Raw genomic sequence first — 13,461 nt, 5'->3', positions numbered from 1 at the left:
CAGCACGCCCACGCACTCCTGAAGGGAACACGATCATGGACTTCTGGTACACGTTCTGGGCAGTGATCTGGTACGGGCTGCTCATCTCGGCGCTCATCGCCTCGCTCATGGCGCTCTTCTCGGTCCTCGCGGACCTCGTGCGGGATCGTTCGCTCAGCGGGTGGTACAAGGCGATCTGGGTCTTCTTCCTGGTCTTCGTGCCGTTCCTGACGACGTTCGTCTACCTGATCGCACGCGGTCGTGGGATGGCGGACCGCAGCGCGGAGTCCGCCCAGCGGCAGAAGGACGCCGCCGACGGCTACATCCGCACCGTGGCGGGCACGTCCCCGTCCGACGAGATCGCGAAGGCACGCGCGCTCCTCGACGCCGGCACGATCACGGCGGCGGAGTTCGACGCGATCAAGGCGAACGCGGTCGGCAGCACCCGCGCGGCGCCGGCACCGGCTGCGGCGTGAGCGACCGGGCGACCGAGCTCGTCGTCATCGCCTTCGACGACGACGACGGCGCCCGGGCGGCGCACGACGCCGCACTGCGCCTCGACCGCCGCGCGGAGATCGCCCTCGACGGCATCGCCGTCGTGCACGTCGACGAGCATGGTCGCACCCACGTCGACTCCACCGGGCGTGATTCGCAGCGTGGTGCACGGGCGGCCTCGAGCGCGGTGTTCGGCACCGTGCTCGGGTTCCTGTTCCTCATGCCGTTCGCGGGGCTCGTCGTCGGCGGTGCGGTGGGGGCGCTCTTCGCGAGCCTGGACCGTGCCGGCGTGGACGCGGACTTCCGGGAGCGTCTCGCCGCCGAGCTGGCGCGGGGCGGGGCGGCCGTCATCGTCTCGGTGGCGTCGGTCGACGGGGACCGGCTCGTCGGCGCGATGACGGACCTCGGCGGCACGGTGCTCCGGACGACGCTCTCCGACGAGGACCTCCGGGCGATCGCGCACGACCTTGGTGGGCACCCGTGACGAGCGCAGTCGGTCCATCGGCTCGGACACTCGTCCTCGTGACGGCGGCGTCGCTCGTGTCCACCGTGGCCTTCTTCGTCGTCTTCGGCCTCGTGGCGCCCCTCGACTGGTGGTGGACGCTCCCGATCGCGGGGGTCGGCCTCGTGGTCGTCGTGGTCCTGGGGTTCCTGCTGCGCCGGTTCGACGGTCGGCACCTGGTGGTGCGGTCGACCGCCACGGCGGCCCAGGGACTCGGGCTCCTGCCGATCGCGTGTGCGCTGGCGACCGCCGTCGCGGTGGCCGTCGCGCTGCTGACGGGCTGAGCAGACGACGTCCACGATCTCACCCGGTCGGGGTGGCCCGCACCGGAGCGCACCCGAGCACGATCCATGCACGAGCACGACCACACGAACGAGGAGGACAGCGATGCCGAAGGACAAGCCGAACATCCTGGTCATCTGGGGCGATGACATCGGGATCACGAACCTGAGCGCCTACAGCGATGGCCTGATGGGCTACCGCACACCGAACATCGACCGGATCGCGGATGAGGGCATGCGCTTCACCGACTCCTACGGGGAGCAGAGCTGCACCGCCGGCCGGTCGTCCTTCATCACAGGACAGAGCGTGTTCCGCACGGGGCTCAGCAAGGTGGGCATGCCCGGCGCGGACCTGGGGCTCCGCGCCGAGGACCCGACGATCGCCGAGGTGCTGAAGCCGCACGGGTACGCCACCGGGCAGTTCGGCAAGAACCACCTCGGCGACAAGAACGAGTTCTTGCCGACGGCGCACGGGTTCGACGAGTTCTACGGCAACCTGTACCACCTGAACGCGGAGGAGGAGCCCGAGTCGGCGAACTGGCCGTCCATCGAGGAGTTCCCGGCCTTCAACGAGCGGGCCCGGCCGCGCGGCGTGATCCACTCGTGGTCGACCGACGAGGACGACGACACCGAGGACGGTCGATACGGACGACGTGGCAAGCAGCGCGTCGAGGACACCGGCCCGCTGACCAAGAAGCGCATGGAGACCATCGACGAGGAGTTCGCGGACGCCGCGATGGACTTCATCGGGCGTCAGGCGGAGTCCGAGACCCCGTTCTTCGTCTGGATGAACACCACCCACATGCACTTCCGGACGCACCCGAAGCCGGAGAGCCGGGGGCAGGCCGGCCGGTGGCAGTCGCCGTACCACGACACGATGATCGACCACGACCTGGTGGTCGGCTCGCTCCTCGACCAGCTCGACGAGCTCGGGATCGCGGACGACACGATCGTGATCTACTCCACGGACAACGGCCCGCACATGAACACGTGGCCGGACGGCGGGATGACCCCGTTCCGCAGTGAGAAGAACACGAACTGGGAGGGCGCGTTCCGGGTCCCGCAGATGATCCGCTGGCCCGGCCACATCGAGGCGGGGTCGATCTCGAACGCGATCATCCAGCACCACGACTGGCTCCCGACGTTCCTGGCGGCGGTGGGGGACACGACCACGGTCGAGGAGCTCAAGGTCGGGAAGACGATCGGCGACCGGACCTACAAGGTGCACATCGACGGCTACGACTTCCTGCCGTACCTGACCGGGGAGGTCGAGCAGGGTCCGCGACCGGGCCTGGTGTACTTCTCGGACGACGGCGACGTCCTCGCGCTCCGGTTCGACAACTGGAAGGCGGTGTTCATGGAGCAGCGCGTCACCGGCACCCTGCAGGTCTGGTTCGATCCGTTCGTCGTGCTGCGGGTCCCGAAGCTCTACAACCTGCGGACCGACCCGTTCGAACGAGCGGACCAGACGTCGAACACGTACTTCGACTGGTTGTTCGAGAACGACTACCTGCTGCTCGCCGCCACGACGCTGGTCACCCAGTTCCTGGACACCTTCGAGGAGTTCCCGCCACGACAGCGCGCGGCGACGTTCAGCATCGACCAGGCGGTCGACAAGCTGCAGTCGTTCCTGGCCGGCGGCGACTGACGGTGCCGACCACCACCGGCCCGGCCACCGCCACGGCGATCCGCTCCTCGATGGTGCGGATCGCCGGCGGCGCGTTCACGATGGGCTCCGACCAGCACTACCCGGAGGAGTCCCCGGCGCGCAGCGTCACCGTCGCCGCGTTCGAGATCGCCCCGCAGGCCGTGACGAACCGGGAGTTCGCGGCGTTCGTCCGTGCCACCGGGTACCGCACGGTGGCGGAGCGGCCCCTCGACCCGGCGCAGTTCCCCGGTGCCCCGGCCGAGAACCTGCACGCCGGCTCGATGGTGTTCACCGGGACGAGCGGGCCGGTGGACCTCCGACACCTCAGCCAGTGGTGGGCGTGGACGCCCGGCGCGAACTGGCGTCGTCCCTCCGGTCCCGGCTCGACCATCGCCGACCGCGCCGACCACCCGGTCGTGCACGTGGCCCACGAGGACGCGGCTGCCTACGCGGTGTGGGCGGGCGGGCGACTGCCCACCGAAGCCGAGTGGGAGTTCGCGGCGCGCGGTGGCCTCGAGGGCGCGGAGTTCACCTGGGGGGACGAGGCGGAGCGCCCCGGGGAGCGGCGCGCGAACTACTGGCACGGCGACTTCCCCTGGCGCGCGGAACGCGGGTACGGACGGACGTCGCCGGTCGGGTCGTTCCCACCGAACGGCTACGGTCTGCACGACACGGCGGGCAACGTCTGGGAGTGGACGAGCGACCGGTACGTGGACCCCGCCGCCGAGCACGACTGCTGTGCGCCGGCGTCCGAGGCCGTGACCGTCGAGCGCCGGGTCGTGAAGGGCGGATCGTTCCTGTGCGCCGACAGCTACTGCCGCCGGTACCGTCCGGCGGCACGGCGTGGCCAGGAGTCCGACACCGGGATGAGCCACATCGGCTTCCGCATCGCGGGCTGACCGCCCCCGACCGGTCTGACCGCGCGCGACCGGTCTGACCGCCCCGTCCGGTGTCCCGCTACGCGGGGGTGATGCCGTCGAGTCGCGCCTCTTCCGCGTCGTAGCCGGCGCGGACCTGGCGGAGCACCAGGTCGTCGATCTCGTCCGAGTCACGGAGCCGCAGCAGGGTCGCGGCCTTGTGCTGCACCAGGGCGAGCTCGAGCGCGACGGCGGTGTCGTGCCGCTGCACCGCCGGGTGCTCGTCGTCGTCCTCCTCGCGCGCCTGGATGACGTCCAGGTGCGCCTCGTAGTCCTTGCGCACCCGGTCGACGGTGGCCTGGTCGGCTCCGGTCGACCGTGCCAACCGCGGCAGGGCGTCGAGGGCCTCCTCGATCGCGGTCCGCTCGGCGTAGCGACGTTCCTCACCGACCGACTCGTCCTCGGGCAGCGCAGCCCGCCGCAGGACCGCCGGCAGCACGAGTGCCTGACCGACGATGGTGACGACGACCACGCCCGCCGTGACGAAGACGATGAGGTCGCGGTCCGGGAAGTCCGCTCCGGACTCCAGAACGCGGGGGACGGCGACGGCCATCGCCAGCGAGACCGCGCCGCGGAACCCGGCGAAGCCGCTCACGAGCCGGTCGCGGTGGCCCTCGCGGGGCGCGCCTCCCGTGCGACGGGTGACGAGCCAGACGGTGCCGCCCGCGGCGTTGAGGAACGCGAACCGGACCACGACGAGCACGACCGCGACGGCCAGGACGACGCCGACGGCGCGGAGCAGCTCGGACGGCGTCAGCGCCCGGGCCGCGACCATCGCCTCGATGCCGACCAGGACGAACAGTGCACCGTTGAGCAGGAACGTCAGGAACGACCAGAAGGCGCGGACCTGCTGCCGGGTCTCGGCGCGGTCGAGCTTCGGCCCGACCTGGCTGACGACGATGCCGGCCGCCACCACGGCGAGCACACCGGAGGCGCCGATCGCCTCGGCAGCCAGGAACGCACCGAACGGCACGAGGAGCGTGACGAGGTTCTCGAGCACCACGGTGTCGACCCGGCGCAGCACGAGCGTGCCGACCCACGCCGCGGCGAGCCCCGCGGCGACCCCACCGAGGTACGACAGGACGAGCATCCCCGACACGCCCCAGAACGTGAGTTCCTGCGTGCCCACCGTGACGGCGACCGCGATGCCGTAGACGACGAGGGTCGTGCCGTCGTTCACCAGGCTCTCCGCCCGCAGCACGGTGACGTTCCGGCGCGGCAGCATCTTCGTGAGCACTCCGACCGCGGTCGCGTCGGTCGGGGCCACGGCGGCGCCGAGCACCCAGGCCGGACCCCACGGCATGCCGAGCAGGTGGAGCAGGACGGCGACGGCGCCCGCCGTGGCGACGACGAGCAGCGTGCCCATCAGGACGATGCCGCGCAGGTTCTTCCGGATCTCGCGCAGCGACGTCGTCAGACTCTCCCAGTACAGGAGCGCCGGCAGGAACAACAGCAGGACGGCGTCGGCCGGCAGCTCGACGTCCGCGAACTCCGGCACGAAGGCCAGCGCAGCGCCGAAGACGAGCAGCAGGACCGGAGGGGCCACCCGGATCCGGTCCGCGATCCCCGCCGTCAATGCGATGGCGAGGCCGAGGACGACCACCAGTTCAGGACCCAGCACGTGCACTCCTCGTTCGACCGACACTCCAGTCAACGCGGCCGACGGTGATCGTGCACACGGGTGCCGGAGCGACGCTCGGCTCAGGACCCGTTCGCCGCGTCGTGTCGCAGGCGCGCGAGCACCCGCCGGAGGGCGTCGACGTCCTTCGGACCCCAGTGGGCGAGGACCGCATCGAGGTCCTGGCTGAGCTGGTCGCTGATCCGCTCGCCGTACCCGCGGCCCTCGGCGGTGAGCGCGATCAACACGCTGCGCTCGTCATCGGGAGCCGGTACCCGGACCACGAGCCCGATGTCCTCGAGCCGGTTCGCGATCTTCGTGAGGTTGGCACGACCGGTGCCCAACGCCCCCGCGAGCACGCTCGGCTTCGTCGCGCCGCGGTAGGTCAGCTGGTTGACCACCAGGAACATCGACAGATCGGCCACCGGGAAGTCGATCGCGGTCATCATGCGCTGCCGGACCTGCGGGCTGTCCGCCCAGTGCACGATGCCCGCGAGCGCGACCCGGATGTCGAACGGGTCGGGGGTGATGACGGGGCGCAGGTCCACACCGCTCGGTCGTCCGCCGCGACGGGTCATCCGACCACCAGACGAACGGGACCGAGCAGGCCGTGGTCGCGGACGTGTGTCGTCTGCACCGCGTCGGGGTCGCCGAGCAGCTGCGCGATGACGTCGGGGACGTCCTCGTAGTACCCGCGGGCGAGCAACCGGTTGTTGAGTGAGCTGGCGACCCGCACGACCACCGTGTTCTCTCCCACGCGCAGGTCGTCGGTGACGTCGACCACCGGGTGCGAGGTGTCGAACCCGCGTGCCGGTCCGCCGTTGAGCACGACCGAACCGAGCCCGCCGGCCGTCGACCCGAGGTCGAGCAGGAACCGGGCGCCGTCGTCGTCCACCGTGTCGACGGTGAACGACGTGGCGTACTCGCCGACCCCGGAGACCTCCGGTCCCACGGCGGGCAGGTCCTTCCATGGACGGAGCGGACCGGTACCGGCGTCGAGTCGTCGGACGTCGGTCAGCGGCCGGACCTCGCGCGTGACGTAGCCGTGGCCGCGGTCCTCGGTGATGAGTTCCTCACCGCCCGCGTCCCAGCTCTCGACCACGATCCGCCAGTCGGACATCTCGACGACGACGTCGGTCGTCGTGCGTCCGCCGAGCCGGGCGTCGAGTGCGGTCTCGAGCGCAGGATCGCTGCGGTCGAGTGTGAACACCGCGGTCTCACCGGGCGCGAGGTCCACGGTGACGATCGTCCGGTCGCCCTCGATCCGTGCGGCCGGGTGGGGGAACACCGCGCCGGACCAGGCGTCCACGCGGTACACCGCGCCGGCGCCGGGCAGCGCGACCTCCACGGTGGTGGCCGAGGTCGTCTCGTACAGGAAGTGGTACAGGTAAACGTGCAGCAGGTCACCGTCCTCGCGCAGGTGCGACAGGACGCTCCGGTCCTCCGTCACGAACTCGGCGCGGCCGGTCACCCCGAGGCCGCGCAGGGCGGCGACGGTTTCGGCGGCGTCGTCGATCGCGGTCACCGACGGCAGGGCCAGCAGCCGCTCGACGGTGTCCGCGAGCTCGGCGTCGCGCCCGTCGAGGCCCGGGGTGCGGGCGGCCGCTCGGGGGTGGTGCGTGTCCGTCCCGGCGATCAGCGACTTGAGCTCGCGCGTGCCGTGCACGACGAGGATCCGCACGCCGTCCTCGGCCCAGGCGAGCAGGCGTGCAGCGACGTCGGCGTCGAGCGCGCTCTGGAAGACGAGCAGCGCCTGGTACCCGGGGCCGTCCGGTTGCACCAGGCCGCCGTCCACCCGGACGTCGTCGCGGAGCAGCAGCGACCCGTCGAGGAACTCGTACGTCCACCCGGCGTCCTGCATGCCGAGGTCGCGCCACCAGTGGTTCTGCCGGTCGCGCATCCAGTACTGGCCGTAGGCGACCTCGTCGGGGACACGGCCGCCGTCGGCGTCGCGGAACACCATGCCGGACGCGTTGTCGGTGAAGTGGTCGGTGTGCAGGATGCCGACGTCGATCCGCGGGCGTCCCTGGCGCAGGACGTACTGGTACCGGCCGATCGCGTCGTTCCAGAGCGGGTAGAACTCGGCAGCGGGCTGCCGGGCGTCGAAGCGCTCCGAGAACATGCTCCACATGCCCTCGTGTCCCGGCCAGCTCGTGACGCCCTCGGCGCCCGTGGTGCTCGCCCAGCCGTGCAGGACGGTCTTCGTGATGCCGGCGGCGAGCTGCGTCGCGACGATCTGGTCGTAGAACCGGTGGTCGAGCATGTGGTTGCGGGTCGTCGCACCGGTCTCCGACGAGTACTGCTTGCCGAACAGGTGCGCCGGCCCTGCGAGCAGCCGGTACGCGTCGATCTGGGCGGCGAACTCGAGCGACTCCGTCTCGATCCCGTCGACCTCCGGCCCGGGGCGCGTCAACTCGAACGGCAGCCCGTAGCTGATCTCGGACCGCAGCGTCATGCCGTTGGCGTGCAGGAACGCCGCGAACGGGCGCAGCATGTTCTCGATGTACAGGTCGGTGAGCGTCCGGACGTAGTCGAAGCGGACCTTCTCGACGTCGACCGCCCGGTCCGGCACCGGTTCGGCGTGGTACGTGGTGCTCGACGCCATGAACGGAGCGCTGCGGGTCAGGAACGGCAGCCACGGCGTGATCGGGTAGCCGCGGCGCGTCCGGAACTCCTCGGCGACGTGCGCTCCCCAGAAGAGGCCACCGGCGCCGTAGGTCGACAGCTCGAGGGAGTCCATGTACATCTGGGCACGGGGATTGCGAGCGATCTCGGCGCGGAGGCCAGGGGTCAGGACGACGTGTTCCCAGTAGTCGATCACGGCGTCCACGCCCGCTCGCTCCAGGTAGTTCACCGTCCAGTTGACCGTCGCCGACGGTGACGCCGTCTGGCCGGTGCCGTGGCTCCAGAACGTGGACAACCGCCAGGTGCCGCCCTCCGGTGCGGTCCAGTCGAGCGCCTCGTCGGTGACCGCGCTGGTCAGGTCCACCACCGAGTCGGGGTCCAGCACGGTCGCGGCGCCGGAACCGGCGGGGTCCGGGACGACGCGCGTCGCGACCACCGCGACGAGCGTCTGGACGCGCACCGTCCCGCGTTCGCCGGGGAGCGTCGTCTGTGCGATCGGCGCGTCGAGGTCGATCCGACGGAGCGCACCCGAGCGGCTCGTCCCGCCGGGCAGGTCCTCGTGCACGACGTCGAGTTCCTGCGCAGCGGCGGGGTGGTCTGCGTCGATCGTCGGCAGGTTCGCGTTCGACCAGTTCGTCCCGGACGTGAAGCTCACCGACATGCCCCTGGCGGTGGTCTCCTCGACGACGATCTGCGAGTCGTGCACCCACTCCTCGGACCCCCAGCCGTACCGGCCGTGGTCGATCGCCCCTTCGTCCATCGCCAGGAACTCCATGCCGCCGAACCCGAGTGCGTGGGCGGTGTCGACCTCGCGTCGGAGGGTCACGTCGGTGTGCAGGCCCTCGGCGAGCCACCACCGCAGCTCCGGACGGTACTCGATGGCCGGATGGGCGACGCCACGGGCGAGGTGCTCGATCGACATGGTGTTCTCCTCGGGAATGCGCGGCGACGGTGCTGCTGCGATGACCGTAGGTTCTGGGAGTCGCGGAAGTCAATGTCCTCAGGAAACGAACAGCGAGGCTGTGGACAGCAGGCGGAGTGAACGATCCTTGCGGTTGCGGTACTCGGCGGGCTACAGTGCCGCCGACCGGTTGAACCGTTTCATCCGGTGTTCGGCCGACGTTCAAGGGAGAACGCAGTGAACCGACCCCAGCAGCCCGCCCGGCGACCGCACCCCTGGTGGGTCGCCGTCATCTCGGGGATGGCCTCGTACATCGACGCGGCCGCGATCGTGAGCTCCGGCACCGCGCTCGTCCTGTACCAGCAGTCGATCGGCATCACCGGCACGCAGATCGGGGTGCTCTCCGGCGCGCTCACGTTCTGCATCGCGATCGGCGCGCTCTCCGGCGGCCGGCTCGGTGACCTGTTCGGTCGTCGGGCGGTGTTCATCGTGACGATGGCGATGACCGTCGTCGGTGCGGGGGTCCTGGTGGCGAGCCCGGCGTTCGCAGGGCTGCTCGTCGGCACGATCCTCGTCGGCCTCGGCACCGGGGCGGACCTGCCGGTCTCGCTCGCGACGATCTCCGAGGCGGCGACCGACGAGAACCGGGGCGGGCTCGTCGGCTTCTCCCAGGTGCTCTGGTTCGCCGGGATCCTGGCGACCTACGCCATCTCGGCGGGCGTCGGAGACCTCGGCCGTGCCGGTGGTCAGATCATGTTCGCGCACGTCGGGGTCGTCGCACTCGTCGTGATGGTCCTGCGCTTCACGATCCCGGAGTCCACCACGTGGTCCGACGCCCATGCCGAGAAGGCCGCGGGCGCACACACCGTCCGTGCTGCCCGCCACGGCATCCGCGACGTCCTGACGCAGCGCATCTTCCTGCTGCCGTTCCTGTCCCTGCTGGTCTTCTACACGTTGACGAACCTCGGCGCGAACACCGGCGGGCAGTTCGGCGCCTACGTGGCCGTCAACGTCGTCGGGCTGTCGGTGCCGTTCTTCTCGACGATGAACCTGGTCAGCGTGCCGATCGGGATGCTGCTCGCGTTCTGGTTCATGCGCATCGTCGACGGTCAGCTGCGGATGCCGTTCTACATCGTCGGCGCCGTGTGCCTCGTGGTGAGCTACGGCCTGCCGCTCGTGTTCGGCTTCTCGCTGCCGACCCTCGTCGCGATGCTCGCGTTCGGCGCGGTGGGCAACGCGTTCGCCTTCGAGGCGATCATGAAGGTCTGGTCGCAGGAGTCGTTCCCGACGTTGCTCCGCGGTTCGGTCCAGGGCACGATCATCGCGGTGGCCCGGATCGCCGCGGCGCTGCTGGCGTTCGTGACCCCGCTGCTCCTCGACCACCCCGAGGTCATGTACGGCATCCTCACGGCGCTCGTCGCGGTCGGTGTCGTGGTCGGGTGGCTCGGGTTCCGGCACGCGGTCTTCGACGCGTTCTCGATCGAGGGCAAGGACCTCGCCGACGCGCAGGAGGCACTCTTCGCCGCCGGTGTCCGCGATGACGCTCCCGCAGCCGCCGCTCGCCGCGACCACCGCTGACTCACGGAGCGAGACCGCTGCTGCTGCGCGACCTCGCAGATCCCCGCGCCACGCGACGCCACCACGCCCGCCACGGCAACGAGCTCGCGAGCGCCGAGCCGATCACCACGCTGCCGAACCAGGCGACGACGACCCCGGGGACCGGCACGAGCAGGCTCGCCCACAACAGCACCGCGAGCACCCCGAGCACGTACGCCGCACCGGCCTTCAGGTACCGCAGCCGCTTCAGCCCCGCGGCCTCGTCCAGCCGCGAGGTCAACCGCGCCAGGAACACGGCACCGACGCCGATCGCCGCCACCGCGACCGCCGCCTGTTCGAGCGCTCCGAGGCCGTCGGCGCCGAGGGTCCCGGACCCGGACAGGCTGTACACGCCGTCCAGGATCTCGAACAGCATGAACACCACGAGCCCCCGCTCGAACACGACGGTCGACGCGTAGGCGTGGATCCGCCAGGCACCCCGCCCGACCCCGATCGACGCGGTGTCCGAGCCGACCCCGTCGAGCGCCCAGGCGGCGACGCGCTTCGACCCGAGGTACGCGGCGATGCCCGCCGCACCGCCGAGCACGACCGGCAGCAGGGCACCCGGCGACCACGCGCGGTCGACGCCGACGAGGACGGCCGTGACGGCGACCCCCGTCGCAGCGGTGACCAGGGACCAGACGCGAGGACGCGCGACGGCGGCGAGCCGGGCCTCCAGGCGGCCCAGCCAGGACCTGCGCGACGCACGGTCGGTGTTGAACAGGTACTCGGCGAACACGAGCCAGATGAAGGCGGCACCGAAGGCGGCGAGGGCGGGGCGCACCTCGGCGAGGTGCGCCGAGAACGAGCCGGGCGCGAAGACGGCCTCCTGCACGGAGCTCGCGGGGTCGGTCGCGTCGCCGACCGCGACCGCCGCCGGCGGCAGGAGCAGCCGCATCGCGAGGACGCCCGCGACGATCCCGAGCGACAGGAACAGCCGTCGGGCGGGGGAGTGCAGCCGTCCGGCGATGCCGGCCATCGGCACCGACGAGTCGGCGGCCATCGCGATCTCGAGGAGCGCGAGCGCGACGAACGCCAGGGCGGCGGCGGGGCCGAGGACGAACCAGGCCGCCGCGGCGGCCGCGACCGTGGTGAACAGGGGGACGGTCAAGAGCGATCTCGTGGCCATCACCCCATCCAGCACTGGTCGCCTGGGTGGGTGGTGGAGCGCTCCTGCGCATCAGCCTGGAGGCACGGGTCGATCCGCGCAGAACGGGTGACGGCCCGTCCCCACTTGCGGGGACGGGCCGTCGGGTCACGCGGGTAGGCGGTCGCCTCAGTCGTGGAACGTCTCGATGGACGCGCCGAGGGAGTTCAGGCGCTCCTGCAGCTGCTCGTAGCCGCGGGCGATGATGCCCACGTTGCGCAGGACGCTCTCGCCCTTCGCCGCGAGCATCGCCAGCAGGATGACCACCGCGGGGCGGAGGGCCGGCGGGCAGCTGATCTCGGCACCGGAGAAGTGCGTCGGACCGGTGACGTCGAGGCGGTGCGGGTCGCGCAGGGTGACGCTCGCGCCGAGACGGGTCAGGTCGAGCAGGTGGATCGCCCGGCCCTCGTACACCCAGTCGTGCACGAGCGTGGTGCCCTCGGCCATCGCGGCGATGACCACGAAGAACGGCAGGTTGTCGATGTTCAGCCCGGGGAACGGCATCGCGTGGATCTTGTCGATCGGGGCGTGCAGCTCGGACGGGTGCACGGTGATGTCGACCAGGCGGGTGCGGCCGTTCGCTGCCGGGTACTCGTCGGTGACGTCGAACCGCAGGCCCATCTCGGCCAGGGTCGCGAGCTCGATCTCGAGGAACTCGATCGGCGCCCGGGTGACGGTGAGCGTGGAGTCGGTGACGATGCCGGCGGTCAGCAGGCTCATCGCCTCGACCGGGTCCTCGCTCGGCCAGTAGTCCACGACCTCGTCGATGCGGCTCTTGCCGGTGATGCGGAGCGTCGTGGTGCCGATGCCCTCGACCTGCACCCCGAGCAGCTCGAGGAAGAAGCAGAGGTCCTGCACCATGTAGTTGGGGCTGGCGTTGCGGATGACGGTCTCGCCGTCGCGGGCGGCCGCGGCGAGGATCGCGTTCTCGGTGACGGTGTCGCCGCGCTCGGTGAGGACGACGGACTTCGTGGGGACGTCCTGGTTCGCGACGCCGACCTCGTACCAGCCGGAGGTCGCCTCGACGTCGACGCCGAAGGGGCGCAGCGCGATGAGGTGCGGCTCGACCGTGCGGGTGCCGAGGTCGCAGCCACCGGCGTACGGGAGCCGGAAGGACTCGTACCGGCCGCTGAGCGGGCCGAGGAACATCAGGACGCTGCGTGTGCGGCGGGCGGCGTCGGCGTCGATCGCGTCGAGGTGCAGGTCGGACGGTGCGACGATCTCGAGGGTCTCGCCGTCCTCGGACCACGTGACGCTCGCGCCGAGGCTGCGGAGCACGTCGATGATCCGGTCGACCTCGACGATCCGGGCGACCTTGTGCAGGCGGGTGACGCCGCGGTTGAGCAGCGAGGCGCAGAGCAGCGCGACGGCGGCGTTCTTGCTCGAGTTGACGGCGATGGACCCGCTGAGCTTCCGCCCGCCCTGCACGCGCAGGTGGGCACGCTGCGGGGCGCCGCCGATCGAGACGATCTGCTGGTCGAGGGCGTCGCTGATGCGGGTGAGCATCTCGAGGGACAGGTTCTGGCCGCCCTGTTCGATGCGGTTGATCGCGCTCTGGCTGGTGCCGACGCGTTCGGCGAGCTGCGCCTGGGTCATGCTGCGGCCCTTGCGGGCGCCCCGGATGAGGGCACCGACCTCGCGGAGCGGGGCGGCGGATGCCGGGGTGGCCGGCGAGACGACGGTGGTGGTGTCGGACATGGCGCCAACGTAACACGCTCATGAGATAAAACGGCTGGAGAACGACGCCCGTTG

11 protein-coding genes are annotated in these 13,461 nt (G+C 71.1%); 6 read left to right on the top strand and 5 right to left on the bottom strand.

Annotated features, from left to right (window positions below; all coding sequences use genetic code 11):
• Positions 1-35: 35 nt before the first annotated feature.
• The 5 genes from EDF23_RS02565 to EDF23_RS02545 all read left to right on the top strand — a co-directional run bounded on the left by EDF23_RS02565 (position 36) and on the right by EDF23_RS02545 (position 3,804).
• Entirely contained in the window at positions 36-455 is a 420-nt protein-coding gene (locus EDF23_RS02565) for an SHOCT domain-containing protein (RefSeq protein ID WP_123339567.1), read from the top strand.
• Positions 452-958 (top strand): DUF1269 domain-containing protein, encoded by a 507-nt coding sequence (locus tag EDF23_RS02560; RefSeq protein WP_123339568.1) that lies wholly within the window; start codon positions 452-454, stop codon positions 956-958. Before EDF23_RS02565 ends, EDF23_RS02560 begins: the two co-directional genes overlap by 4 nt.
• Entirely contained in the window at positions 955-1,260 is a 306-nt protein-coding gene (locus EDF23_RS02555; protein ID WP_123292747.1) for a hypothetical protein, read from the top strand. The genes EDF23_RS02560 and EDF23_RS02555 overlap by 4 nt, the downstream gene beginning before the upstream one ends.
• A gap of 103 nt (positions 1,261-1,363) precedes the next feature.
• Entirely contained in the window at positions 1,364-2,905 is a 1,542-nt protein-coding gene (locus EDF23_RS02550; protein ID WP_123292748.1) for an arylsulfatase, read from the top strand.
• 50 nt (positions 2,906-2,955) lie between these two features.
• On the top strand, positions 2,956-3,804 hold the full coding sequence (locus EDF23_RS02545) for a formylglycine-generating enzyme family protein (protein WP_131880222.1): 849 nt from the start codon (positions 2,956-2,958) through the stop codon (positions 3,802-3,804).
• A 58-nt stretch (positions 3,805-3,862) separates the two neighbouring features.
• On the opposite strand, the gene EDF23_RS02540 is transcribed toward EDF23_RS02545, so the two are convergent.
• The 3 genes from EDF23_RS02540 to EDF23_RS02530 form a co-directional block, all read right to left on the bottom strand.
• Positions 3,863-5,443, bottom strand: coding sequence for a Na+/H+ antiporter (locus EDF23_RS02540; protein WP_131846864.1), 1,581 nt, complete (start codon positions 5,441-5,443; stop codon positions 3,863-3,865).
• 80 nt (positions 5,444-5,523) lie between these two features.
• Positions 5,524-6,018, bottom strand: a complete 495-nt coding sequence (locus EDF23_RS02535; protein WP_123292749.1) for a MarR family transcriptional regulator — start codon at positions 6,016-6,018, stop codon at positions 5,524-5,526.
• Positions 6,015-8,987 (bottom strand): glycosyl hydrolase, encoded by a 2,973-nt coding sequence (locus tag EDF23_RS02530; RefSeq protein WP_131920261.1) that lies wholly within the window; start codon positions 8,985-8,987, stop codon positions 6,015-6,017. The genes EDF23_RS02535 and EDF23_RS02530 overlap by 4 nt, the downstream gene beginning before the upstream one ends.
• A gap of 216 nt (positions 8,988-9,203) precedes the next feature.
• Here EDF23_RS02530 and EDF23_RS02525 point away from each other — a divergent pair, with 216 nt between their 5' ends.
• Positions 9,204-10,544 carry an MFS transporter gene (locus tag EDF23_RS02525; RefSeq protein WP_243648783.1) on the top strand — a complete coding sequence of 447 codons (1,341 nt, stop codon included), beginning with the start codon at positions 9,204-9,206 and terminating at the stop codon, positions 10,542-10,544.
• A gap of 1 nt (position 10,545) precedes the next feature.
• Here the strand turns inward: EDF23_RS02525 and EDF23_RS02520 are convergent, their stop codons facing one another.
• Both EDF23_RS02520 and EDF23_RS02515 read right to left on the bottom strand, forming a co-directional pair.
• Complete coding sequence (locus EDF23_RS02520; protein WP_131920259.1) at positions 10,546-11,691, bottom strand: DUF475 domain-containing protein; 1,146 nt, start codon at positions 11,689-11,691, stop codon at positions 10,546-10,548.
• Positions 11,692-11,838: 147 nt separating this feature from the next.
• Positions 11,839-13,407 carry a UDP-N-acetylglucosamine 1-carboxyvinyltransferase gene (locus EDF23_RS02515; protein ID WP_185002989.1) on the bottom strand — a complete coding sequence of 523 codons (1,569 nt, stop codon included), beginning with the start codon at positions 13,405-13,407 and terminating at the stop codon, positions 11,839-11,841.
• Positions 13,408-13,461 lie beyond the last annotated feature (54 nt).

It is taken from the genome of Curtobacterium sp. PhB128 (assembly GCF_004340725.1).
In the GTDB taxonomy this organism is placed as follows: Bacteria; Actinomycetota; Actinomycetes; order Actinomycetales; family Microbacteriaceae; genus Curtobacterium.
The sequence above is the reverse complement of the archived record's forward strand: the minus strand, read 5'-3'. Positions and strand labels throughout refer to the sequence as shown.